This window comes from Amaricoccus macauensis (assembly GCF_014201905.1).
GTDB lineage: Bacteria > Pseudomonadota > Alphaproteobacteria > Rhodobacterales > Rhodobacteraceae > Amaricoccus > Amaricoccus macauensis.
Genome location: NZ_JACHFM010000002.1, coordinates 587231 through 610791, shown reverse-complemented (window position 1 = coordinate 610791; position 23561 = coordinate 587231). Strand labels below are relative to the sequence as shown.

Below are 23561 nucleotides of genomic sequence, written 5' to 3'. Positions count from 1 at the left end.
GTCCGTCTCCTCATTCCGCCGCCAGCTTGGGCGCCCGGTCGAAGTCCTCCGGGAACAGCTTCAGGGCCGAGAGCACCGGCATCGGGGTCAGGCCGCCCATGGCGCAGAGCGAGCCGTCGCGCATCACCTCGCAGAGGTCCTCGACGAGCGCGACGTTCTTCGCCACGTCCTCGCCGCGCAGGATCTTCTCCACGGTTTCCTTGCCGCGCACCGCGCCGACCCGGCAGGGCGTACACTTGCCGCAGCTCTCGATCTCGCAGAACTCGAAGGCAAAGCGCGCCATTGCACCCATGTCCACGGTGTCGTCAAAAACGACGATCCCGCCATGGCCCACCATCGCACCGTTCTCGGCGAAAGTCTCGTAGTCCATCGGCAGGTCGAGCATCCCGGCCGAGACGTAGGCGCCAAGCGGGCCGCCCACCTGCGCCGTGCGGAACGGCCGGCCGCTCGCGGTGCCGCCACCGAAGTCCTCGACGAGCTCGCGCAGCGTGACGCCGAACGCCTTCTCCACGAGGCCCCCACGGGCGATGTTGCCCGCGAGCTGGAAGGGCAGCGTTCCGGTGGAGCGGCCCATGCCGTAGTCGCGATAGAACTGCGCGCCCTTGTCCATGATAAGCGGCACGGCGGCGAGCGTCAGGACGTTGTTGATGACCGTCGGCCGCCCGAAGAGCCCGGAGATCGCCGGGATCGGCGGCTTAGAACGAACCGTGCCGCGCTTGCCCTCGATGCTTTCGAGCATCGAGCTTTCCTCGCCGCAGATATAGGCTCCGGCGCCTCGGCGGACCTTCAGCCAGAACGTGCGGCCCGAGCCGCCGACGTTGGCGCCGAGCCAGCCGGCCGCTTCCATGATCGCGACCGCGCGCTTCATGACCTCGATCGAGCGCGGGTATTCCGAGCGGATGTAGAGATAGCCCTCGGTCGCCCCGACCGCGATGCCGGCGATCACCATGCCCTCGATCAGCAGGAACGGATCACCCTCGAAGATCATCCGGTCGGCGAAGGTGCCGCTGTCGCCCTCGTCTCCGTTGCAGCAGATGTACTTCTGCCCCTCGGGTAGGTCGTGCACGGTCTTCCACTTGATGCCGGCCGGGAAGCCGGCGCCGCCACGACCGCGCAGGCCGCTGTCGAGGACTTCCTTGCAGATCGCCGCCCCGTCCATGCCGAGCGCGGCGCGGAGCCCGGCGAGCCCACCGTGGGCCTCGTAGTCGGCGAGGCTCAACGGGTCGGTGACCCCCACCCGCTCGAACGTCAGCCGCTCCTGATTCTTCAGATACGGGATCTCCTCGGTCAGCCCGAGCGCCAGCGGATGCGCAGTCCCGTCGACGATCGCACCGATCACCGAGTCCACGTCTCCGGCCGTCACCGGTCCGAAGGCGATCCGTCCGGCGGGCGTCTCGGCCTCCACCAGCGGCTCGAGCCAGAACATGCCGCGCGAGCCGTTGCGCACGAGCGTCGCGTCGAGGCCGCGGGCGGCGATGGCCGCGTCGACGGCGGCCGCCGTCTCGTCGGCACCGACAGAAAGTGCCGCGGAATCGGCAGGAACATAAATCCGCATCAGCGTGCCTCCGCCACCAGCGCGTCGAGCCGGGCGACGTCGGCCCGTCCGACGAGGCGCCCGTTCACCATTGCCGCCGGCGACAGCGCGCAGTTGCCAAGGCAATAAACCGCCTCGACCGTCAGCATCCCGTCCCGCGAGGTCTGCCCGAGTGCGACGTCGTGCCGCGCACAGAAATCCTCGATCAGCGCCGAGGCACCGCGAGACTGGCACGACTCCGCCCGGCAGAGCTGCACCCGCACCCGGCCCGCCGGCGCCCGGCGGAAGTCGTGGTAGAAGCTCATGACGCCGTGGACCTCGGCGCGTGCGAGGTTCAGCGCCTTGGCAATCGCCGGCAACGTCTCCTCGGCGACGCAACCGGCCTCATCCTGAATGTCGTGCAGAATCTCGATAAGCTCGGACGCTGCGTTGCCGTGCGCGGCGCAGACGGCGATGGCGTGCTCAACCTGCGGGCTCGCTGGCTCGGGCATATGCTTGCTCCTCCCGACGGCTTTCAAGGCCGTTTGAGGAAATGTAGTCCTCTACTCCCGTCCCTGCAAATTGCCAGATCCTATTAGATCATCGCCCTCGTCGATGAATCCGGACGTAAGCCCCAAGGCCGCCTCGCGCAACGCGGCGAGCAGCACCGGCTCCGGGTCCGGGGCGAGCGCCACCAGCCCGACCGCATGGGTCACCTCCGGCTCCACCAGCCGCGGCGCCGCGACCCCCGGCCCGAGGATGCCGCGGAACGACCCCGGCAGCACGCAGGCGACGCGTCCGGTCAGGATCTGCGAACAGAGCGCCACGACGGAGTTGCTCTCCACCATCGGCTCGACCGCCGCACCGGCTTCGAGGAAAGCCGCGTCGATGATGCGGCGGTTCTGCATGTCGGACGTGAGCGCCGCGAGCGGGTGCGCCGCCGCCTCGGCCCAGCTCACCGTTGCGCGATCGGCGAGCACGTGGTCGGCGCGAACGAACAGGCGATAGTCCTCGCGATAGAGCGGCCATGTCCGGCCGACCGGCACCGGCTCGTTGCCGAGATAGGTGAGACCCGCGTCGATCTGGAAGTCCTCGACCGCCTGCAAGACCTGTCGCGAGGTCATGGAGCGGATCTCGAAGGCCACCCCGGGGTAGCGCGCGTTCACCCGACCGGTGAGCGCCGCGCTGAGCGGCAGCGCCGAGGGAATGACCCCGAGCGTCATGCGGCCACGCGGCTCGGCGGCGAGCATGGCGACATCAGCGGTCAGGGCATCGACGTCCTCGACGATCTTCAGCGCCCAGCGATAAACCCGCTCCCCCTCGGGCGTCAGGCCGTGGTAGCGCTGGCCGCGCTCGACGATGGCAAGGCCAAGCTCCTCCTCCAGTGCCCGGATCCGGCCCGAGAGCGTCGGCTGGGTGACGTGACAGGCTTCGGCCGCGCGCGTGAAGTGCTCCTCCCGGACGAGGGCGATCAGATAGCGCAGCTGCCGAATGTCCAAACGCACCTCCCGGGACCGGTTCCGCCCGGCCATCTGCCAACTGTCGCGTGCAGACCTCTGGTCCGGCTGACCGGGTCGGCTTGGCGCACGCACTTCCCCGATGCCAGAACTGCACGGGCGGAGACCAGCCGGAAAACGCGTCCGTGAGGTCATGCCGCGCGTTTCCTCTGGGCTCCCTTCGCGACTTGCCCTAAATCTCGCGCGCCGGCAGCTCTTGGCGGCAACGCCAGTCCAATTGCCCATGACCTTGGAATTACATCATGATTCTTGATGCCGCCACCCTCGATCGCAGCCAGCTCCCCGAGAGCTTCGACGTGTGCGTCATCGGCGCCGGCCCCGCCGGCATCACGCTCGCGCGACGGCTGGCGAATGCCGGGGCCACGGTGGCGCTCATGGAGGCCGGCGGCTTCGACATCACCGAGGAGTCCCAGGACGTCTATCGCGGCGAGAATGTCGGACGGGATTACTTCGAGCTCGAAACCGCGCGGCTGCGCTACTTTGGCGGCACCTCGAACCACTGGGGCGGCTGGTCGCGGGCTCTCGATCTCTATGACTTCGAGCCGAGACCGTTCCACCCGATGAGCGGCTGGCCGATCGCCCAGCTCGACCTCGATCCCTATCGCGCCGAGGCGGACCGCATCCTCGATCTGCCGTCGGCGACCGAGGCGCCGGACCTGCCGATGAAGGAAAACGAGTACATCTTCCGGCGCTTCCAGTTCCGCTTCAGCGCACCCACCCGCTTCGGCGAGAAGTATCGCGACGAGATCGCCGCGTCCGATCGCATCACGCTCGTCCTCAACGCGAACCTCGTCGACCTGCAACTCGACGGGGTGCTCTCGCGGGTCACGGGCGCGGTCTTCCGCAACTACGACCCGGCAGACACCGGCTTCACCGTCGCTGCCCGCGCCTATGCGCTCTGCTGCGGCGGCATCGAGAACGCGCGGCTGCTGCTGAATTTCGACAGCCAGATGCACGAGGGCCTGGGCAACCGCACGGGCATGGTCGGTCGCTGCTTCTGCGATCACCCGCACTATGTCGTCGGCGACGTGGTGCTGCAGACGCTGTTGCTCGAGCGCGAGTTCTACTCGCCGTTCGAGACTTTCATGCTGGACGCGAAATGCCTGAACTTCGGGATGCGGCTCGAACCCGGCTGGATCGAGCCGTCAGACCTGCCATCGCTGGTCGGTGAGCAGATCACCGACGAGGAGTTCGCCATCCATCTCCGCCAGCGCGTCCGCGATTCCGCGGTGGATCTGACCGCGACCGAGCGCACGCTTCTCGGCTCGCCCTCGCCGCAAACCGCATCCATGCGCATGGCGCAGGAGCAGCAGCAGAATCCGGAGAGCCGCGTGATGCTCGGCGACGAGCGCGACGCCTTCGGCCTGCGGCGGGTGCGGCTCGACTGGCGGCTGACCGACCTCGACATCCACACGATGCGGACCGCCGCGAAGTCGTTCGCGGCGCATCTCGCGGAACAGCAGATCGGCCGTGCCCGGATCCGGCCATGGCTCCTGCAGGACCCGCCGGAGTTCCCGCTGTTCCCGGACGAGGAGGTGGGCGGCAAGCATCACATGTGCACCACGCGCATGTCGGACGATCCGAAGACCGGGGTCGTCGACGCCGACTGCAAGGTCCACGACCTCGCGAACCTCTTCATCGGCGGGTCGAGCGTCTTTGCCACCACCGGACATGCCAACCCGACCTACACGATCACCCAGCTCGCGCTGCGGCTGGGCGATCACCTGACGGGCTGGCTGAAGGCCTGAGGCGACGTCCGAAGCTGCCCCTTCGAGGCCCGGGATCGAGTCGTCCCTACCGCAGATCCGAAATCCCCCGCCCGGCCTCCGGCGGGATCGGCAGCGCCCGCTGCGGCCCGGCGATAGCCGCGATCGCCTCAAGCACCTCCGGCGTGGCGCGTGACGCGCGCCCGGCACCCATGTCCACGTGCAGCAGCATCTGCTCCGCCGTGGCGCGCAGCGTCCCGTCGCCGCCGTGGAAGCGGTGCATGACACGGATGCGCTTCGCGTCGGTGCCGAGGATCTGCGTCGTGGTGTGGAACGCCTCGCCCTGCTTCGTCTCGCTGAGATGGCGGATGTGGGTCTCGACGGTGTAGAAGCTCCGCCCGCCCGCCACATAGTCCGCCCCCGCGCCGATCCGGGCAAGCAGCGCGTCGGTCGTCTCCCCGAAGACCTGCAGGTAGCGGCTTTCGGTCATGTGGCCGTTGTAGTCGATCCACGCCGCGTCGACCTCGCCCTCCATCAGGCGAAGCGGCTCCCCGGCTGGCGCTGGCTCCGCTGCCGCACGAAGCCGCGCCTCGTGCTCCCGCAGGAGCGCTCCCGCTCCCCAGCCCTTGCCGCCCTGCTCCGCCGCAAGCGCGCGGATGATCCCGACGAGGTTGTCGTCGCGGATGCGTTCGAGCGTCCGCACCCCGCGGCCCTGTGCCTGCTCGTCCGACTGGCTGGCGATCTTCTCGATGAATGCGTCGTCGAGGTCCGGCACGTCCATGAGCTTCGTCCACGGCCATTTCAGCGCCGGGCCGAACTGGGCGAGGAAGTGACGCATCCCCGGCTCGCCGCCGGCGATGCGATAGGTCTCGAAGAGGCCCATCTGCGCCCAGCGAAGGCCGAACGAATAGCGGATGATGTCGTCGATCTCCTCGGTCGTCGCGACGTCGTCGTTGACGAGCCACAGCGCCTCACGCCACAGCGCCTCAAGCAGGCGGTCGCCCACGAAGGCCTCGATCTCCCGGCGGATCACCACCGGCTTCATGCCGATGGCGCCGTAGAGCGCCACGGCGCGCTCCATGCTCTCGGGCGCGGTACGCCCGCCAGCCACCAGCTCGACGAGCGGCAGCAGGTAGACCGGGTTGAACGGATGCGCCACGAAGAGCCGCCCGGGATGGGACATCTCGGCCTGCAGGTCCGTGGGCAGCAGTCCCGAGGTCGACGAGCCGATGAGCGCATCCGCAGGCGCTGCGGCGTCGATCGCTCCGAGAATCCGGCGCTTCAGGTCGAGCCGCTCCGGCACGCTTTCCTGGATGAAATCCGCACCCTCGACTGCCGCCTCGATGCTCGACGCGAAGCTCAGCGTGCCTTGCGGCGGCAACGGCGCGGAGATGAGCCGCGCGGTCGCGTGCTCGGCGTTCGCCAGCACTTCGCGCACCACCCGTTCCGCGTCCGGAGCAGGGTCGAAGACCGATACGTCGACCCCGGCGAGAAGCAGCCGCGCGACCCAGCCTGCGCCAATCACGCCGCCGCCGATGCAGGCGGCCTTCCTGGGGAGGTTTTCCTGCATTCCGCTTACCACCTGCGCTCGAGTTTCAGATTGGCCCGGACCTCGGCGGGCGTCAGCAGCCGCGAGCCCATGCCGCGCACGATGTCCGCCGCGCGCGTCACCAGCGCACCGTTGGTGGCGAGTTCGCCCTTGCCGAGCCAGAGATTGTCTTCGAGACCCACCCGGAGGTTGCCGCCGGCAAGCACCGCGAGCGCGGCGTAGGGCAGCTGGTTGCGGCCGATCGAGAACGCCGAGAAGGTCCAGTCCCGGGGCACGTTGTCGACGATTGCCTTCAAGGTGCCGATGTCGTCGGGGGCCCCCCACGGGATGCCCATGCAGAGCTGGATCATGACCGGATCGTCGATCACCCCCTGCGCCTTCAGCCACTGCGCCAGCAGCAGGTGCCCGGTGTCGAAGACCTCGATCTCCGGCCGCACGCCGAGCGCCTGGATCTGTCGCGCCATCGCCTTCAACATGGCGGGCGTGTTCGTCATCACGTAGTCGCCCTCGCCGAAGTTCATCGTGCCGCAGTCGAGGGTGCAGATCTCGGGCAGAAGCTCGGCCACATGCGCGAGCCGCTCGGTTGCGCCGACCATGTCGGTACCGGAGGGATCCGGCGGAAACGGCGCCTCGGTCGAGCCGAGCACGAGATCGCCGCCCATGCCGGCCGTCAGGTTCAGCACCACGTCGACGCCGGAGTCGCGGATCCGCTCGACGACCTCGGCGTAGAGCTTCGGGTCACGCGCGCCCTTGCCGGTCTCGGGGTCGCGCACATGGATATGGGCAATCGCGGCGCCCGCCTCCGCGGCCTCGATCGCGGCGGCGGCGATCTCGGCCGGTGTCACCGGCACCTTGTCCGAGCGCGAGGTGGTGTCGCCCGAGCCGGTCACGGCGCAGGTAATGAAGACGTCCCGGTTTGGCGTCAACGGCATGGGAGCCGCTCCTCTTCTGGAAGTGCTGGATGGACCTTGACGCTGCCGGCCCGACACTATTTGACTTCAGGCGCAGTTGGCTTTGCAGAGAGCGAACCACCATGCTCTTCACCCCATCGCTGGATCCCCTCTCGATCACGCTTCTCGTCCTGCCCGAAGCGTCGCTCATGACGCTCGCCGCCACGGTCGATCCGTTGCGCGCGGCAAACCGGGTCGCGGCGCGCGAGATCTATCGCTGGGAGATCGTCTCCCTCGACGGCTCCCAGCCCGTCACGAGCGGCGGCATGCCGATCCCGGTGCACGGTGCGTTCGATCCCGCACGCCGGCGCGATGCGCTGGTGGTGCTGGCGGCCTTCAACGTGCTGCACCACGCGACCCGGCCCGTGCTTCGCGCCTTCCGCACCGGCGCGCGGCACGCCACGATGGTCGGAGGCTTCGAGGGCGGGGCGTGGGTGCTCGGCCTTGCGGGCCTGCTCGATGGCCGGGCGGCAACGACGCACTGGGAGGATCTGGAGGAGTTCGCCGCGCGCTTTCCGCTGGCGGACGTGCGGCCCGATCGCTGGGTGATCGACGGACCGGTCTTCACCGCTGGCGGGGCAATGCCGGCGCTCGACCTGATGCTGGCGCTGGTCCGCGCGCGCCAGGGACTTTCGACCGCGCTCGATGTGGCGAGCCTCTATGTCTACGACGAGACCCGCGCCTCATCGGAAGCGCAGCCGCTCGTTTCGCTCGGTCGCCTGCGCGAGAGCGAGCCCCGCGTTGCGGCGGCGATCCGGGTGATGGAAGCGCATCTCGACCAGCCGCTTCCGGTCAGCGCCATCGCGCGCCGGAGCGGCGTCTCGACCCGACGGCTCGAGACGCTGTTTCGCGAGGCGGTCAGCGCCTCGCCGGGCGCCTACTACCTCGCGCTGCGCCTCAAGGCGGCGCGCCGTCTGGTGCTCGACACCCGCCTTCCCATGGTGGATGTCGCCGAGCGGACGGGCTTCTCATCCATCTCGGCGCTGTCCCGCGCGTTTCGCCGGGAGTACGGGCTGCCTCCCTCGGCAGCCCGCAAGGCGGCTCAGAGACCGAGCCCCTGACGGACCGCGTCCGCGCCCGGCTTGCCGTCGCGCGTGGTGACGCCCGCGAGCCAGCCATCGATCACGCCGGGATTTTCCTTCAGCCACTTCTCGCCGGCGGCGTCGGCGGTCATGCCGTCGTCGAGGATGTAGCTCATCAGAACATCCTCCTGCTCGACCTCGAAGACGAAGTTCTTCAGGAAGGCACCGACGTTCGGGCATTCCTCGACGTATCCCGGCCGGGTGTTGGTCAGCACCTCCGCCGCGCCGTCGTTCGGGCCGAAGACGTCGTCACCGTTGGTCAGATACTCCATGTCGATGTTCACGTTCATCGGATGCGGGCGCCAGCCGAAGAACACGATCGGCTTCTCGGACCTCACGGCACGCTGCACCTGCGCGAGCATGGCCTGCTCGCTCGACTCGACGAGCTGGAAATCCTTCAGCCCGAACTTGTCGCCGGCGATCATCTTCGAGATCGTCTCGTTGGCACTGCTGCCCGCCTCGATCCCGTAGATTTTCAGGCCGAGATCGTCGCCGAATTTCGCAATGTCGGAATAGGTCTTCAGCCCGGCGTCGTAAGTCGCCTTGGGAACCGCAAGGCCGATGATCGCGCCCTCGAGGTTCGTCTGAACCACGTCGATCTTGCCGGCTTCCACCAGCGGCCGCTGGATCGGGTCCTGCAATGGCATCCAGTTGCCGAGGAAGACGTCCACATCCCCGCGCGGCAGCGCCTCGTAGGTGACGGCAACCGAGAGGATGTCGATCTTCGGCGTGTAGCCGAGGGACTTCAGGATCATCCCCGCGATCGCCGTCGTCGCAGAGATGTCGGTCCAGCCCACGTCGGAAAACCGGGGCGTGGCGCAGGTCTCGGATTCCGCTTCGGCCGCCTGTGCCGGAACCTGTCCGGCAACAAGAATGGCGATCATGCTGGCGGCCAGTGCGCGATATCTCATGCGTGCCTCCTCATTTGTTCAATCCGCCGAGCATGGGCGCGGATCGCGGCGTGTTCTTTGCCGGATGCGTCACCCTCTTGCCGATTCCCGCAGCGAGGTAGCCATATCAGACGGTCGGGTCAGACGGTCGGCTCGGTAATGCGCACCTGCATGTCCCAGTCGCTGCATCGGCGTGCGAGCGGGGCGGGCGGCGCCTGATCGGTGAACCAGATCGCCATCTGCGACAGCGAGCCGAGCAGCGCCGGCGCGGAACGCCCGAGCTTCGAACGGTCGCAGACGAGGAACGCCTGCCGGGCCTGCTTCAGGATCGCGCGTGACACGCGAACCTCGGCGAGATCGAAGTCCATCAGGTCGCCGTCGGGGTCGATCGCGGAGACACCCATGATCGCGTAGTCCACCTTGAACTCGCCGAAGAATTCGCTGGTGAGATCGCCGACCAGTCCGCCGTCCGACCGGCGGAGCGCGCCGCCCGCCACCATGATGTCGCAACTCGGGTTTGCGAGCAGGATGTTCGCGACGTTCATGTTGTTCGTCACCACCGTGATGTTGCGGTGATTCAGAAGCTCGCGCGCCACCGCCTCGGTCGTCGTGCCGAGGTTCATGATGATCGAGCAGTTGTTCGGGATCATCGCGGCGCAGGCGCGTCCGATGGCGGCCTTCGCGGTCTGGTTCATGCCGCGCCGCTCTTCGTAGCCGAAGTTCGTGACGCCGGTGCGCGGCACGGCCCCGCCGTGGACCCGGTCAAGGAGCCCGGCGTTCGACATCTCGGTCAGGTCACGCCGGATCGTCTGGAGTGCCACGTCGAAACGCTGCGCGAGATCCTCGACGAACACCCGCCCATCCCCCCGGGCGATCTCCAGAATCTCCGATTGGCGAAAGCTGAGGGCCATGACTTCGGTTCCGCGCGATTGTTGTCCTTAACGTGCGCGCTCGCGCGTGAGGGGTCAACGGCAAAGCGCCAATTGCCTCAGGTTGCTATGGAATGGTCGCATTCGGGTCCCGCGCCCGCCATTTGCTGCATCAGCGAACAAAAACAACCCCATATACATGATCGAAAACAAGCGATTTTCGATATTCCGAACATTTTCGCACATCAAGCGATTGACGTGCACGCCGCCGTGCGGTTAGCTCCCACGTGACACGTCGAAAGGAAGCGCGGATGTCCGCGGACGCCGGGACAACGGATATCTTCGTCATAGGTGGCGGCATCAACGGGTGCGGGATCGCCCGCGACGCGGCCGGACGCGGCCTTTCGGTGACCCTCGCCGAGCAGGGCGACCTGGCGCAGGCGACGTCATCGGCATCGACCAAGCTGTTTCACGGCGGCCTGCGCTATCTCGAATACTTCGAGTTCCGGCTGGTGCGCGAGGCACTTGAGGAGCGCGAGACGCTGCTTGTCGCCATGCCGCACATCAGCTGGCCCATGCGGTTCGTGCTGCCCTACAGTCCCGACATGCGCTTCGAGAGCGACACGCCGACCGCGCGCCTTCTCGGGCGGATCATGCCGTGGATGAAGGGGCGCCGTCCCGCCTGGCTCATCCGCCTCGGCCTCTTCCTCTACGACACGCTCGGTGGCCGGAAGATCCTGCCCGCGACGCGCACGCTCGATCTCGCGACCGACCCGGCCGGCAAGCCGCTCCAGCCGCGCTTCCGGCGCGCCTATGAGTATTCCGACTGCGGGGTCGACGATGCCCGGCTGGTGGTGCTGAACGCCCGTGACGCGGCGGCGCGCGGCGCGCGGATCCTGACCCGCACCCGGGTCGTCTCGGCGGAACGCTCGGGCGATGTCTGGCGCGTCGTCACCGAGGGCCCCGCCGGGCGGCGCGAGTTCCGCGCCCGGGCGCTCGTCAATGCCGGCGGCCCGTGGGTCGAGGATGTGATCCGCAACGTCGCCCATGCCCGCCCGACCGGCGGCGTCCGGCTGGTGCGCGGCAGTCATATCGTCACGCGGCGGCTCTTCGACCACGACCGCTGCTATTTCTTCCAGGGCACCGACGGGCGGATCATCTTCGCCATCCCCTACGAGGGCGACTTCACCCTGATCGGCACCACGGACATGGATCACAAGGGCGCGCCGGGCGACGCGCGGATCACCGATGCGGAACGCGACTATCTCCTCGCCTTCGCCTCGCGCTACTTCACGACGCCGGTGACGGCGGAGGACGTGGTCTGGACCTATTCCGGTGTGCGCCCGCTCTACAACGACGGCGCGAGTTCGGCGACGGCGGCGACGCGCGACTACGTGCTCGCCCTCGACACCGCCGGAGGCGCGCCGCTGCTCAACGTGTTCGGCGGCAAGATAACCACGTACCGCCGGCTGGCCGAGAGCGCGCTCGCAAAGCTCGCGCCGGCATTCCCGAGCGCTCGCGGCGACTGGACGGCGCGGGTGGCCCTGCCGGGGGGCGACTTCCCCTGGGACGGTGTCGCGGCGATCACCGCGAAGCTCCGGGCGCGCTATCCGTTCCTGACCGACTTCTGGGCCGGCCGGCTGATCCGGGCCTACGGCACCGAGGCGGAGGCGATCCTTGCCGGGGCCGGCACGGCGGCGGATCTCGGTCGCGATTTCGGTGGTACATTGAGCGAGGCCGAAGTGCGCTGGCTCGTCACGCGCGAATTCGCGCACACGGCCGACGATATCCTCTGGCGGCGGAGCAAGCTCGGCCTCAGGCTCGGACCCGAACAACGCGCGGCGCTCGACGAGTTCGTGCGCCAGATAACGACTTCAACCGGGACAATGACCCCGGCGGCATAGCGACGACCGTCCGGGGCACGGATCCCGGCGGCGCAACGAAAGGGAGGCGATGGCACTTGCGCTCGAGGCGGTGACACGTCTGGTACGTGGACAGCCGCATATCCATTCCACTGACCTCACGCTCGAAAAGGGCACGATGAACGTGCTCCTCGGGCCAACGCTGTCGGGAAAGACCTCGCTCATGCGCCTGATGGCCGGTCTCGACCGGCCGACCGAAGGGCGCATCCTCTGGGAGGGCGCGGACGTCACCGGCATGCCGGTGCAGGAGCGCCGCGTGGCGATGGTCTATCAGCAGTTCATCAACTACCCGACGCTCACCGTCTACGAGAACATCGCCTCGCCCCTGCGGCTCCTCAGCAACTCCCGCGCCGAGATCGACCGCGCCGTTCGCAGCACGGCGGAGATGCTGAAGCTGACGCCGATGCTGACGCGAAAGCCGCTCGAGCTCTCCGGTGGCCAGCAGCAGCGCTGCGCGCTCGCCCGCGCGCTGGTGAAGGGCGCGGGGCTCGTGCTGCTCGACGAGCCGCTGGCCAATCTCGACTACAAGCTCCGCGAGGAACTGCGCGTCGAAATCCCGCGCATCTTCGAGGCGTCCGGCGCCATCTTCGTCTACGCCACCACGGAACCCGAGGAGGCGCTCCTGCTCGGCGGCAACACCGCAACACTCTGGGAGGGCCGCGTGACCCAGTTCGGCCCGACCCCCACGGTCTATCGCCAGCCGAAGGACGCCACCACCGCCCGGGTCTTCAGCGATCCGCCAATGAACTTCGTCGCCTGCCGCAAGCACGGCACCGAGGTCGCGTTCGGAAATGGTCAGGCCGTCACCGCGACCGGCCCGCTCGCGACGATCCCCGACGGGACCTATCGCGCGGGTTTCCGGGCGAACCATCTCGACGTGACCCGGCATGGGGGCGATGCCGTCGCCTTCGACTGCGTGCTGACTGGCAACGAGATCACCGGGTCGGAGACCTTCCTGCATCTCGCCCACGGACCGGAGGCATTCGTCGGGCTGGTGAAGGGCGTTCACCAACTGCCCGCGGGCGAGCCCTTTACGGTCTGGGTCGACCCGGCCCACATCTATCTCTTCGACGCCGACGGCCGGCTCGCCGCGCCCGCCGCCTACGCGCTGGCGGCCTGAATCATGGCTGAAATCACCCTCTCGCACCTCGCCCACAGCTACTTTCCCCGGCCGACCGAGGACTCGCAGTTCGCGCTGAAGGAACTGGATCACGTCTGGCAGGACGGACAGGCCTACGCGCTGCTCGGGGCCTCGGGCTGCGGCAAGACCACGCTCCTCAACATCATCTCCGGTCTGATCCGGCCGTCGCAGGGCCAGGTGCTCTTCAACGGCAAGGACGTGACCGATCTCGCCCCCGAGGCCCGCAACATCGCGCAGGTGTTCCAGTTTCCGGTGGTCTACGACACCATGACCGTGCGCGAGAACCTCGCCTTCCCGCTGAAGAACCGCCGCATGGACCCCGACTACATCGCGGCCCGGGTTCAGGCGATCGCGGAGATGATCGGCATGGAGGCGGTCCTCGACCGCAAGGCGCGCGGCCTCACCGCCGACGCCAAGCAGAAGATCAGCCTCGGCCGCGGCATGGTGCGGCGCGACGTGAACGCGATCCTCTTCGACGAGCCGCTGACGGTCATCGACCCGCACATGAAGTGGGAGCTCCGCACCCAGCTTCGCACGCTGCACCGGGAGTTCGGGCACACGATGATCTACGTCACCCACGACCAGACCGAGGCGCTGACCTTCGCCGATCAGGTGGTCGTCATGCACGAGGGCCGGGTGGTGCAGATGGGCACGCCGCAGGAACTCTTCGAGCGGCCGGCGCATACCTTCGTCGGCTACTTCATCGGCTCGCCGGGGATGAACCTGATCGACGCCGGGATCGAGGGCACCCGCGCCCGCATCGGCGACGCCACCGTGGCCCTTGGCGCCGCTTACGGGACACTGACCGGGCGCACCCGGATCGGCATCCGGCCGGAGTACGTGACCCTCACCGACGGCCCCGGCCTGCCGGTGACGATCCGCCGCATCGAGGACGTGGGCCGCCACCGGATCGTGCGCGCCGAGCTGTTCGGCCAGCCGCTCAACGTCATCGCCGAAGAGGGCGCGCCGCTGCCCTCCGGCGCGCCGCACGTGAGCTTCGCGCCGGAAAAGATCAACGTCTACGCCGACGACTGGCGGGTTGAGGGGGAGGCCGCCTGATGGAAAAGACCGTCAACCAGAAGGCATGGTTTCTGGTCCTGCCGATGCTCGTCATCGTGGCGTTCTCGGCGGTGATCCCGCTGATGACGGTGGTGAACTACTCGGTCAACGACACGTTCGGCAACAACCAGTTCTTCTGGGCCGGGCTCGAGTGGTTCGACGAGATGCTGCATTCCGACCGCCTGTGGGCGGCCCTCGGGCGCAATGTCCTCTTCTCGGCGATCATCCTCGCCATTCAGGTGCCGCTCGGGATCTTCGTGGCGCTCAACATGCCGCACAAGGGTTTCTGGGCGTCGTTCTGCCTCGTCGTCATGGCCCTGCCGCTGCTCGTGCCGTTCAACGTCGTGGGCACCATCTGGCAGATCTTCGGACGCCCGGACATCGGGCTGCTCGGACATTTCCTCTGGTCGCTGGGCATCGACTACAACTATACCGCGAACCCGCTCCACGCCTGGCTCACCATCATCGTCATGGACGTCTGGCACTGGACGAGCCTCGTGGCGCTGCTCTGCTATGCCGCGCTCCAGTCGATCCCGCAGGCCTACTATCAGGCGGCGAAGATCGATCAGGCCAGCCGCTGGAAGATCTTCCGCTACATCGAGCTGCCGAAGATGAAGGGCGTCCTGATGATCGCGATCCTGCTGCGCTTCATGGACAGCTTCATGATCTATACCGAGCCCTTCGTCGTCACCGGCGGCGGTCCGGGCAACTCGACCACCTTCCTCTCGATCGACCTCGTGAAGATGGCGGTCGGACAATTCGACCTCGGCCCGGCGGCGGCGTTCTCGCTCATGTACTTCCTCGTGATCCTGCTGGTCTCCTGGGTCTTCTACACCGTGATGACAAACATGGACAAAGAGGAGAGCGCGCGATGAGACTGAAGTACTCGCCACTCGTCATGACGCTCTACCTGCTGTTCCTGATGATCCCGATCTACTGGCTCGTGAACATGAGCCTGAAGACCAATACCGAGATCACCCAGACCTTCACGCTGTTTCCGCAGACGCTGACGTTCGCCAACTACCACACGATCCTCACCGATCCGAGCTGGTACATGGGTTACGTGAACTCGATCATCTATGTTGCGATGAACACGGTTATTTCTGTCGCCGTCGCCCTGCCGGCCGCCTATGCCTTCAGCCGCTACAGCTTCATGGGCGACAAGCACCTGTTCTTCTGGCTGCTGACAAACCGCATGGCACCGCCGGCAGTCTTCGCCCTGCCCTTCTTCCAGCTCTATTCCTCGGTCGGGCTCTTCGACACCCACATCGCCGTGGCGCTGGCGCACTGCCTGTTCAACGTGGCGCTCGCGGTCTGGATCCTCGAAGGCTTCATGCGGGGCGTGCCGAAGGAGCTCGATGAGACCGCGTATATCGACGGCTATTCGTTCGGGCGGTTCTTCGTGAAGATCTTCATGCCGCTCATCGCCTCGGGCATCGGCGTCGCGGCATTCTTCTGCTTCATGTTCTCGTGGGTCGAACTGCTGCTTGCCCGCACGCTGACGGCGGTGAACGCCAAGCCGATCGCCGCGGTGATGACGCGCACCGTCTCGGCGTCCGGCATGGACTGGGGCGTGCTCGCGGCGGCGGGCGTCCTGACCCTCGTGCCCGGTGCGCTCGTCATCTGGTTTGTCCGCAACTACATCGCCAAGGGCTTCGCCCTGGGGAGGGTGTGATGGGCTCGGCTCGCTGGGGGACGGTCTCGGCCGTCGTGGCGGTGGTCTTCGCCGTGGTGCTCGGCCTCCTCGTCCGGGCGGTTCCCTCGGGCGACGACGGGCGCGAGTGGACGGGCCAGCTCGTCGAGCGCGGGTGGATGGCCTGGAGCTTCCCGGTGGCGGCCTTCTTCCTCGCGATCGCGGCGCTCCTCGCCCTGATGACGCTGCTCGCGCTGCGCTATCCCGAGACGCCGAGGCTCGGCATCCTGCGCATCGAGACGACGCGCGGCGACCGGCTCTTCATCTCGCTGCTCGGCTCGGCCTTCATCTGCCTCGGCTGGCTCTACGCCTTCGGCGTCGACGGCCTGCCGCTCTGGGGAGGCCTTGTCCTGTGCCTCGTCTACGCCACAGCGGTCTTCCGCTGGGTCTAGGCGATACCGAAGACCCGGGGGCGGACCCCTGCCCCCGGCAATGACAAGACCAGATTCGTCAGGCGTTTAGCCAAAGGGAGGATTCCTGTGAGAACCGGACGGACATTGACCGCCATTGCGCTCGCGCTGATGGTGACGGGCGCCCCGGCCTGGGCCGACATGGAGGCGGCGAAAGCCTTCCTCGACAAGGAAATCGGTGATCTGTCGTCGCTCACCCGCGCCGATCAGGAAGCCGAGATGCAGTGGTACGTCGATGCGGCGAAGCCGTTCGCCGGCATGGACATCAAGGTCGTCTCCGAGACGATCACCACCCATGAGTACGAATCGAAGGTGCTGGCGCCGGCCTTTACCGCGATCACCGGCATCAAGATCACCCACGACCTGATCGGCGAGGGTGACGTCGTCGAGAAGCTGCAGACCCAGATGCAGACCGGCGAAAACATCTATGACGCCTACATCAACGACAGCGACCTGATCGGCACCCACTGGCGCTATCAGCAGGCGCGCGATCTGACGAAGTGGATGGCCGAGGAAGGCAAGGACGTGACGAGCCCGACGCTCGACCTGCCCGACTTCATTGGCCTGAAGTTCACCACCGCGCCGGACAAGGAACTCTACCAGCTCCCCGACCAGCAGTTCGCGAACCTCTACTGGTTCCGCTACGACTGGTTCAACGACGCCAAGACGAAGGACGACTTCAAGGCGAAGTACGGCTACGAGCTCGGCGTTCCGGTGAACTGGACGGCCTATCAGGATATCGCCGAGTTCTTCACCGGCCGTGACATGTCCTACATCGAGGGCGGCCCGAAGAGCGCCTGGGGCAACATGGACTACGGCAAGAAGGACCCCTCGCTCGGCTGGCGCTACACCGACGCGTGGATGTCCATGGCGGGCATGGGTGACAAGGGCGAGCCGAACGGCCTGCCGGTCGACGAGTGGGGCGTGCGCGTCGACGAGAACTCGCGTCCCGTCGGCTCCTGCGTGACCCGTGGCGGCGCCACCAACGACGCGGCGGCGGTCTATGCGGTGACGAAGGCCATCGAGTGGCTGCAGAAGTACACGCCCCCCGAGGCGCAGGGCATGACCTTCTCCGAAGCCGGACCGGTCCCGGCACGCGGCGACATCGCCCAGCAGATGTTCTGGTACACGGCCTTCACCGCCGACATGGTGAAGCCCGGCCTCGCGGTGATGAACGCCGACGGCACGCCGAAGTGGCGCATGGCGCCGAGCCCGCACGGCGCCTACTGGTCGGAAGGCACCAAGATCGGCTATCAGGACGTGGGTTCCTGGACGCTGATGAAGTCGACGCCCGAGGATCGCGCCAAGGCGGCCTGGCTCTACGCCCAGTTCGTCACCTCGAAGACCGTCGACGTGAAGAAGAGCCACGTGGGTCTCACCTTCATCCGCGACTCCACCATCCACGACAAGTCGTTCACCGAGCGCGCGCCGGAGCTCGGCGGCCTCGTCGAGTTCTACCGCTCGCCCGCGCGGGTGCAGTGGTCGCCGACGGGGACGAACATTCCCGACTATCCGAAGCTGGCGCAGCTCTGGTGGCAGAACATCGGCGACGCCATGTCGGGGGCGAAGACCCCGCAGGAGGCGCTCGACTCGCTCTGCGCCGAACAGGAAAAGGTGCTGGAGCGTCTCGAGCGCGCCGGCGTCCAGGGCGACCTCGGGCCGAAGATGAACGAGGAGCAGGACGCGCAGTACTGGATCGACCAGCCCGGCGCACCCGTCGGCCCGCTCGCCGACGAGAACCCGAAGGCCGAGACCGTCTCTTATGACGAGCTGATCAAGTCCTGGCAGAAGTGACGACTCCGGGAGGCGCTGGAAAGCACCGCCTCCCTTCTTCCAATTCACATCGCGGGCCGCGCATGACCTATATCCTCGCCATCGACCAGGGCACGACCTCGACCCGCGCTATCGTCTTCACCACCGACCCCGCCGGCGGTGTTGCTGCCCGCGCCACCGCGCAGGAAGAATTCCCGCAGCACTACCCGGCGTCCGGCTGGGTGGAACACGATCCAGCCGATCTCTGGTCGACCGTGGTCCGCACTACGCGCGCGGCGATCACCAGGGCCGGCATCGAGACCTCTGAGGTAGCGGCGATCGGCATCACCAACCAGCGCGAGACGACCCTCCTCTGGGACCGCGCCACCGGCGCGCCGCTCCACAACGCCATCGTCTGGCAGGACCGCCGCACGTCGGACATCTGCGGCGGCCTCCGCGACGCCGGCCATGAGGCGATGCTGACCGAGCGCACCGGCCTGCTGATCGACCCGTACTTCTCCGGCACCAAGCTCAAGTGGCTGCTCGACACCATCCCCGGCGCGCGGGCACGGGCCGAGAAGGGCGAGCTCGCCTTCGGCACCGTCGATGCCTGGCTGATCTGGAACCTGACCGGCGGCCGCGTCCACGCGACCGACGCGACGAACGCCGCGCGCACGCTGCTCTACAACATCGGAAACGGCGGCTGGGACGCGGAGATCTGCGGCATCCTCGGCATCCCGCTCGCGCTCCTGCCGGAGGTGCGCGACTGCGCCGGCGACTTCGGCACGACCGAGCCCGGGCTTTTCGGCCGGGCGATCCCGATCCGCGGCGTCGCCGGCGACCAGCAGGCCGCGACCGTCGGTCAGGCCTGCTTCTCGCCCGGAATGCTGAAATCGACCTATGGTACCGGCTGCTTCGCGCTGCTCAACACCGGGCGAGAGCGCGTCACCTCGAAGCACCGGCTCCTCACCACCATCGCGTATCAGCTCGACGGCGAGCCGACCTACGCCCTCGAAGGCTCGATCTTCGTCGCCGGGGCCGTCGTCCAGTGGCTGCGCGACGGCCTCGGCGTCATCGAGACCTCCCAGTCCACCCAAGGGCTCGCCGAGGCCGCCGACCCCGGGCAGGATGTCGTCCTCGTCCCGGCCTTCACCGGCCTCGGCGCGCCCTACTGGCGCCCCGACTGCCGCGGCGCGGTCTTCGGGCTCACCCGCAACTCCGGCCCGAAGGAGCTTGCCCGCGCGGCGCTCGAGAGCGTCGGCTACCAGACGCGGGACCTGCTCGAGGCGATGCGCGAGGACTGGGGCGCCAGCGGCACCGAGGTGCTGCGCGTCGACGGGGGCATGGCGGCGAACGACTGGGCGATGCAGTTCCTCGCCGACATCCTCGGCACCGAGATCGACCGCCCGGCATCGACCGAAACGACCGCCCTCGGTGCCGCCTACCTCGCGGCCCTCGGCGCGGGTGTCGCCCCCGGCCCGGCCGAGTTCCAGCGCGGCTGGGCACTTGAGCGGCGCTTCGAGCCCACGATGGGCGCCACTGAGCGCCAGTCCCGCTATGACCGCTGGCAGCGCGCCGTCGCCGCCTGTCTCGCGGTCTGAAGGCGGGAGGTCTCCCCCCCCCCGCCTCTCCGCTCCCTCTCAGCGGCGCTGCGTCCGCCGCCAGTCCTCAACCGCCCGGTTGCGATCCGGATCGACAGCCGCAACCGCCGCGAGCGGCTGGGGCGCAACCCTGGGCGCGGCAACCGCCTTCGCCTCGGCCACGGCCTGACCGATGCCCGCCACGCGGCTGCGCTGGTGATGCAGCTCCCGCGCGCCGAAATAGAACGACACGATCGCCCCGAGCAGCCACCACAGCGGCTCGGGCACCGTGTCGAGCCCGTGCATTCGCACGGTAAAACCGGACGGCGCGGCCATGGCGTAGACAAAGAGCCCGAGCGTGCCGAGCGTGAGCAACGGCCGCGGCAGGCGGTTCAACCCATCAACGAACCCGTCGAACCGGCCCGCCGGCGTGCGCGCGAACTCCGCGCCGAACTCGGTCAGCGCCGCCGCCGGCTCGCGGCTCTCTGCCGCCTCGCGCTCCGCCCGGTTGCCGACGAAGATCTCGGCCACCCCGCCCACCACGTCGCCGATTTGCCGCGCGGTGCTGCCCGCCCCGAGAACCGCCGCCATCATGCCCATGCTGCCACCCGCGCCGCGTGCTCAGCCGCCGTGAGATGATACTTCTCCGCCATGAACTCCTCCGCCCGAACGATCCAGCCGCCCTTGCCTCCGTCGTTTCGCCGGGCGAACTTCCGGCTCGCCGGCCGGCCGTCCGCGAGCCTGTAGTAGTAATTGCGCCGGGCGATGCCGTAGGCGTCGACCAGATGGTGCGGCGCCTTTGCCATCCCCCGCGCCACCGTCCGCGCCGTCACCGGCCCGACCACCCCGTCGTCGGCGAGCGGCAGCCCGAACGCCGCCATCAGTCGCTGCAGGATCTTCACCGCGTTCTGGCCGGCGTTCACCTGCATGTCGAAGACGCTCGGCTGCAGCGGCTCGGGAAGCCGGTCGATCCCCGGCTCGCGAAAGTAGTGCCTCACGTAGATCTGCGCTGCCCGCGCCGGTGTCAGGGCCTTCACGTCGTCCACGTCGACGTCACCGTCGCGGTCCAGGTCGATGCCGAGCCGCCGCAGCGTGCCGAGCGTGACACCATGCTTGGTCGCCCCTCCCGGATCGTCGGGGTCGTTCACGAATCCTCCTTCGCGGCGCACGATCTCCGCCGCGATGCTCTCGACCGAGTGCATCGGATCTGTCTCCAGCAATGTTGGGTAAAACCGCGCGGAGACTGGCACCGAGCCGCTAAGATTCCATTGAGATCCCGTGAGCTGGCCCCGGGCGGGAACGATCCGCGCTTGTCCCGCCCCGTCTCATGCCGCAATCCGGGCGCCATGAACTCCGCGCCTCTCGTCCTTGCCGGCACGCCGCTGCTCGCGCTCGCCTCGGGCGGGCTGTTCTGGCCCGGGGAGCGGCTGCTCTGCGTCGCCGACCTGCACCTCGGCAAGGCGGAACGGATCGCCCGGCGCGGCGGGACGCTCCTGCCGCCCTACGAGACCCGTGACACCCTGGCGCGCCTCGCGGCCGAAATCGCCCGCCTCGACCCGCTCCGCGTGGTCTGTCTCGGCGACAGTTTCGACGACAACGTGGCGAGCGAGACCCTGTCAGAGCGCGACCGGCTCGCGACCATCGCGGACGGTCGCGACTGGCTCTGGATCGCCGGGAACCACGATCCCGCACCCCTCGGCCTCGGCGGACGGCACCTGGACGAGGTGATTCTCGGCCCTCTGGTCCTCCGCCACATCGCCCGGCCAGACGCAGCCCCGGGTGAAGTCTCCGGCCACTATCATCCGAAACTTCGCCTCGCGATCGGCGGCAGGACGGTCTCGCGGCCGTGTTTCCTGCACGACTCACGCCGGCTGATCCTGCCGGCGTTCGGGGCCTACACCGGGGGACTTTGCGCCGGGGATCCGGCGCTGGCGGGACTGCTCGGGTCGGACGCGCGGGCGATCCTGACCGGCGAGCCCTGCGTGGCACTTCCTCTCGCGCCTGCCCTCGCCCGGGCCGACCGCCTCAGCCGTCGGTGAGGCGTGGCGGCAGACCGGCGGGACGCGGGCCCTCCTCGAAGAGCCGGTCGAGATCCAGCGTCGAGGCAACGCCCACCCGGTCGAAGTTGTCCCGGAGCCAGACGTCGGCCCAGCGGTGCCCGCGCTCGAAGAGCGTGCTGAGGTAGCGCCATTCGGCGTTGAGCTTGCTGGAAGCGGCGAGGTCCTGCACCTCTTCGTCGACGTGGATGAGATGCAGGAACGCGCCCCCCGACGCCTCCGAGCCCGGCGGCGGCATCCCGGCCTTCTTCACCATCGCCAGCGCGCGAAGCTCCTTCACGAGACTCGTGTTGAAACTGATCTCGTTCATCCGGTTGATGATCTCGCGCGCCGTCCGCGGCAGGCGACGCCGGATCAGCGGATTGATCTGCACGATCACCACGTCCGGGCTCTCGGCATTCGCCACCAGCGGGTAGAGTGCGGGGTTCGCGGAGAAGCCGCCGTTCCAATAGGCCTCGCCGCCGATCTCGACCGCCTTGTAGAGCTGGGGCAGACAGGCCGAGGCGAGCACGGCGTCGACAGTGAGCTCGCCAGTGGCAAAGACCCGCGGCAGGCCGGTGCGGACGTTGGTCGCGGTGACACTCACCTGAACGGGCGAGGCATTCACCCGGTCGAAATCCACCTGCGCGGCGAGGAGGTCGCGTAGCGGGTTCAGGTCGAACGGGTTGAGTTCGTAGGGAGAAAAAATCCGTCCCAGGGCTTCCATCCAGAGATATCCCGGCGAGCGGTCGAGGCTGTAGCGGCCGGCCAGACGGTCGGCCCATGTCCGCTGCGCCGGTGAGAGGCGGGCCGCATCGCTTACCGCCTTCCAGAAATTGGCAAGCGCGGCGCGCGCCCCGGCGGCGCCGTCTCGGGCGAATCCGTCGGCCAGCGCGACGGCGTTCATCGCCCCGGCGCTGGTGCCGCTCACCGCGCGGATATCGATCCGGTCGTCCTCGAGGAGCCGGTCGAGCACGCCCCAGGTCAGCGCGCCATGCGAGCCGCCGCCCTGCAGGGCGAGGTTGATGGGCCTGGCTGCTCGCGCCATGTGGCGGCTCCTTCGTGGACGCGCCTTTCGTCGCTCGGCAGCGGAAGCGGCGCAAGCGTCTTGCACACCATCGCGTGAAGCGGCTAAAACGACGCCAACGAGGCCAGACGGGTCGGCACGACCCGCGAGCGAGGTGAGCGAGACCCCATGAACACGATGGAAATCACGAAGTTCGTCGGGGCGATCTGTGGGAGTCTGCTGGTCTTCCTGCTGATTCACATGGCTGCGGGCGCGATCTTCCACGTGGGGACCGACGCGACGTCCTTCGTGGTGCCCGTCGAGGCGGCCGAGGGCGATGGCGGCGGGGCCGAGCAGGTCGACGTGGCGGCGCTGGTCGCGGCGGCGGATGTCGCGAAGGGCGAGGCGGTCTTCAAGAAGTGCGCTGCCTGCCACAAGATCGACAACACGAACGCGGTCGGCCCGCACCTGAACGGTGTCGTCGGGCGTCCGATCGGTTCGCTCGGTGACTTCACCTACTCCGACGCGATGAAGTCGCACGGTGATGACTGGACCCCGGACAACCTCTTCCACTTCCTCGCGAACCCGAAGAAGTTCACGCCCGGCACCAAGATGTCCTTCGCGGGCCTGCCGAAGGACGAGGATCGGGCGAACGTGATCGCCTACCTTGAGGCACACGCCCAGTAAGGGGCTGGTGCCTGCGCGGGTTGCGCGGGCCCGCCAAGCGACTGAATTCACATGGTAAGAGGCTCGCGCGTCAACCTGATCTCAATTCAGGTTGACGCGCGCAGCGTTTCGGCTGGACGCGGCATTCACGAAGCGGTCAAACTCGCCGCGACCGCTTTACCCAAGGCCATTCGGCGATAGAGTGGCGGCAACCCGCAAC

The 23561-nt window shown here is 68.0% G+C and carries 22 protein-coding genes; 12 read left to right on the top strand and 10 right to left on the bottom strand.

Going from position 1 to position 23561, the window contains the following annotated elements:
* Positions 1-10: 10 nt before the first annotated feature.
* From HNP73_RS10475 to HNP73_RS10465, 3 genes are read right to left on the bottom strand one after another with little or no spacing between them, the layout of a single operon-like run.
* The gene (locus HNP73_RS10475; protein ID WP_184148615.1) at positions 11-1555 is read right to left on the bottom strand and encodes a formate dehydrogenase beta subunit; all 1545 of its coding nucleotides are present in this window, start codon (positions 1553-1555) and stop codon (positions 11-13) included.
* Positions 1555-2025, bottom strand: a complete 471-nt coding sequence (locus HNP73_RS10470; RefSeq protein WP_184148613.1) for an NAD(P)H-dependent oxidoreductase subunit E — start codon at positions 2023-2025, stop codon at positions 1555-1557. Before HNP73_RS10470 ends, HNP73_RS10475 begins: the two co-directional genes overlap by 1 nt.
* A 51-nt stretch (positions 2026-2076) precedes the next feature.
* Positions 2077-3012 (bottom strand): LysR family transcriptional regulator, encoded by a 936-nt coding sequence (locus tag HNP73_RS10465; protein ID WP_221288452.1) that lies wholly within the window; start codon positions 3010-3012, stop codon positions 2077-2079.
* Between the two features lie 260 nt (positions 3013-3272).
* Between HNP73_RS10465 and HNP73_RS10460 the strand changes: the two genes are divergently transcribed.
* The gene (locus tag HNP73_RS10460) at positions 3273-4778 is read left to right on the top strand and encodes a GMC oxidoreductase (protein WP_184148609.1); all 1506 of its coding nucleotides are present in this window, start codon (positions 3273-3275) and stop codon (positions 4776-4778) included.
* A gap of 46 nt (positions 4779-4824) precedes the next feature.
* Here HNP73_RS10460 and HNP73_RS10455 read toward each other — a convergent pair whose 3' ends face one another.
* On the bottom strand, positions 4825-6306 hold the full coding sequence (locus HNP73_RS10455) for a carnitine 3-dehydrogenase (RefSeq protein WP_184148607.1): 1482 nt from the start codon (positions 6304-6306) through the stop codon (positions 4825-4827).
* A 5-nt stretch (positions 6307-6311) separates the two neighbouring features.
* Positions 6312-7217: a beta-keto acid cleavage family enzyme gene (locus HNP73_RS10450; RefSeq protein ID WP_184148605.1), complete on the bottom strand. Its 906-nt coding sequence runs from the start codon at positions 7215-7217 to the stop codon at positions 6312-6314.
* A 101-nt stretch (positions 7218-7318) separates the two neighbouring features.
* On the opposite strand from HNP73_RS10450, the gene HNP73_RS10445 reads away from it, so the two are divergent.
* The gene (locus HNP73_RS10445; protein WP_184148603.1) at positions 7319-8296 is read left to right on the top strand and encodes a GlxA family transcriptional regulator; all 978 of its coding nucleotides are present in this window, start codon (positions 7319-7321) and stop codon (positions 8294-8296) included.
* Here the strand turns inward: HNP73_RS10445 and choX are convergent.
* Positions 8278-9228 (bottom strand): choline ABC transporter substrate-binding protein, encoded by a 951-nt coding sequence (gene choX, locus HNP73_RS10440; RefSeq protein WP_184148601.1) that lies wholly within the window; start codon positions 9226-9228, stop codon positions 8278-8280. The genes HNP73_RS10445 and choX overlap by 19 nt on opposite strands.
* A gap of 119 nt (positions 9229-9347) precedes the next feature.
* Positions 9348-10118: a DeoR/GlpR family DNA-binding transcription regulator gene (locus HNP73_RS10435; RefSeq protein ID WP_184148599.1), complete on the bottom strand. Its 771-nt coding sequence runs from the start codon at positions 10116-10118 to the stop codon at positions 9348-9350.
* A gap of 269 nt (positions 10119-10387) precedes the next feature.
* On the opposite strand from HNP73_RS10435, the gene glpD reads away from it, so the two are divergent.
* From glpD to glpK, 8 genes are all read left to right on the top strand, one after another.
* Complete coding sequence (glpD, locus tag HNP73_RS10430) at positions 10388-11980, top strand: glycerol-3-phosphate dehydrogenase (protein ID WP_184148597.1); 1593 nt, start codon at positions 10388-10390, stop codon at positions 11978-11980.
* Between the two features lie 49 nt (positions 11981-12029).
* Positions 12030-13118 carry an ABC transporter ATP-binding protein gene (locus HNP73_RS10425; RefSeq protein ID WP_184148595.1) on the top strand — a complete coding sequence of 363 codons (1089 nt, stop codon included), beginning with the start codon at positions 12030-12032 and terminating at the stop codon, positions 13116-13118.
* A 3-nt stretch (positions 13119-13121) separates the two neighbouring features.
* Positions 13122-14198 carry an ABC transporter ATP-binding protein gene (locus HNP73_RS10420; RefSeq protein WP_184148593.1) on the top strand — a complete coding sequence of 359 codons (1077 nt, stop codon included), beginning with the start codon at positions 13122-13124 and terminating at the stop codon, positions 14196-14198.
* Positions 14198-15073, top strand: a complete 876-nt coding sequence (locus tag HNP73_RS10415) for a carbohydrate ABC transporter permease (RefSeq protein ID WP_184148591.1) — start codon at positions 14198-14200, stop codon at positions 15071-15073. Before HNP73_RS10420 ends, HNP73_RS10415 begins: the two co-directional genes overlap by 1 nt.
* Positions 15070-15873: a carbohydrate ABC transporter permease gene (locus HNP73_RS10410; RefSeq protein ID WP_184148589.1), complete on the top strand. Its 804-nt coding sequence runs from the start codon at positions 15070-15072 to the stop codon at positions 15871-15873. Before HNP73_RS10415 ends, HNP73_RS10410 begins: the two co-directional genes overlap by 4 nt.
* Entirely contained in the window at positions 15873-16283 is a 411-nt protein-coding gene (locus tag HNP73_RS10405; protein ID WP_184148587.1) for a DUF2160 domain-containing protein, read from the top strand. The genes HNP73_RS10410 and HNP73_RS10405 overlap by 1 nt, the downstream gene beginning before the upstream one ends.
* Before the next feature lie 129 nt (positions 16284-16412).
* A complete protein-coding gene (locus HNP73_RS10400) occupies positions 16413-18095 on the top strand; it encodes an ABC transporter substrate-binding protein (RefSeq protein ID WP_184150612.1) in 1683 nt (560 codons plus the stop codon).
* Between the two features lie 62 nt (positions 18096-18157).
* Complete coding sequence (glpK, locus tag HNP73_RS10395) at positions 18158-19654, top strand: glycerol kinase GlpK (protein ID WP_184148585.1); 1497 nt, start codon at positions 18158-18160, stop codon at positions 19652-19654.
* Between the two features lie 39 nt (positions 19655-19693).
* Here glpK and HNP73_RS10390 read toward each other — a convergent pair whose 3' ends face one another.
* Both HNP73_RS10390 and HNP73_RS10385 read right to left on the bottom strand, forming a co-directional pair.
* Entirely contained in the window at positions 19694-20227 is a 534-nt protein-coding gene (locus HNP73_RS10390) for a holin family protein (protein ID WP_246399718.1), read from the bottom strand.
* On the bottom strand, positions 20224-20835 hold the full coding sequence (locus HNP73_RS10385) for a holin-associated N-acetylmuramidase (RefSeq protein ID WP_184148583.1): 612 nt from the start codon (positions 20833-20835) through the stop codon (positions 20224-20226). The genes HNP73_RS10390 and HNP73_RS10385 overlap by 4 nt, the downstream gene beginning before the upstream one ends.
* Positions 20836-20979: 144 nt before the next feature.
* Between HNP73_RS10385 and pdeM the strand changes: the two genes are divergently transcribed.
* On the top strand, positions 20980-21672 hold the full coding sequence (pdeM, locus tag HNP73_RS10380; RefSeq protein ID WP_184148581.1) for a ligase-associated DNA damage response endonuclease PdeM: 693 nt from the start codon (positions 20980-20982) through the stop codon (positions 21670-21672).
* Here the strand turns inward: pdeM and HNP73_RS10375 are convergent.
* Positions 21659-22717: a patatin-like phospholipase family protein gene (locus HNP73_RS10375; protein ID WP_184148579.1), complete on the bottom strand. Its 1059-nt coding sequence runs from the start codon at positions 22715-22717 to the stop codon at positions 21659-21661. The genes pdeM and HNP73_RS10375 overlap by 14 nt on opposite strands.
* A 147-nt stretch (positions 22718-22864) precedes the next feature.
* Here HNP73_RS10375 and HNP73_RS10370 point away from each other — a divergent pair, with 147 nt between their 5' ends.
* Positions 22865-23362, top strand: coding sequence for a c-type cytochrome (locus tag HNP73_RS10370; protein WP_184148577.1), 498 nt, complete (start codon positions 22865-22867; stop codon positions 23360-23362).
* Positions 23363-23561: the final 199 nt, after the last annotated feature.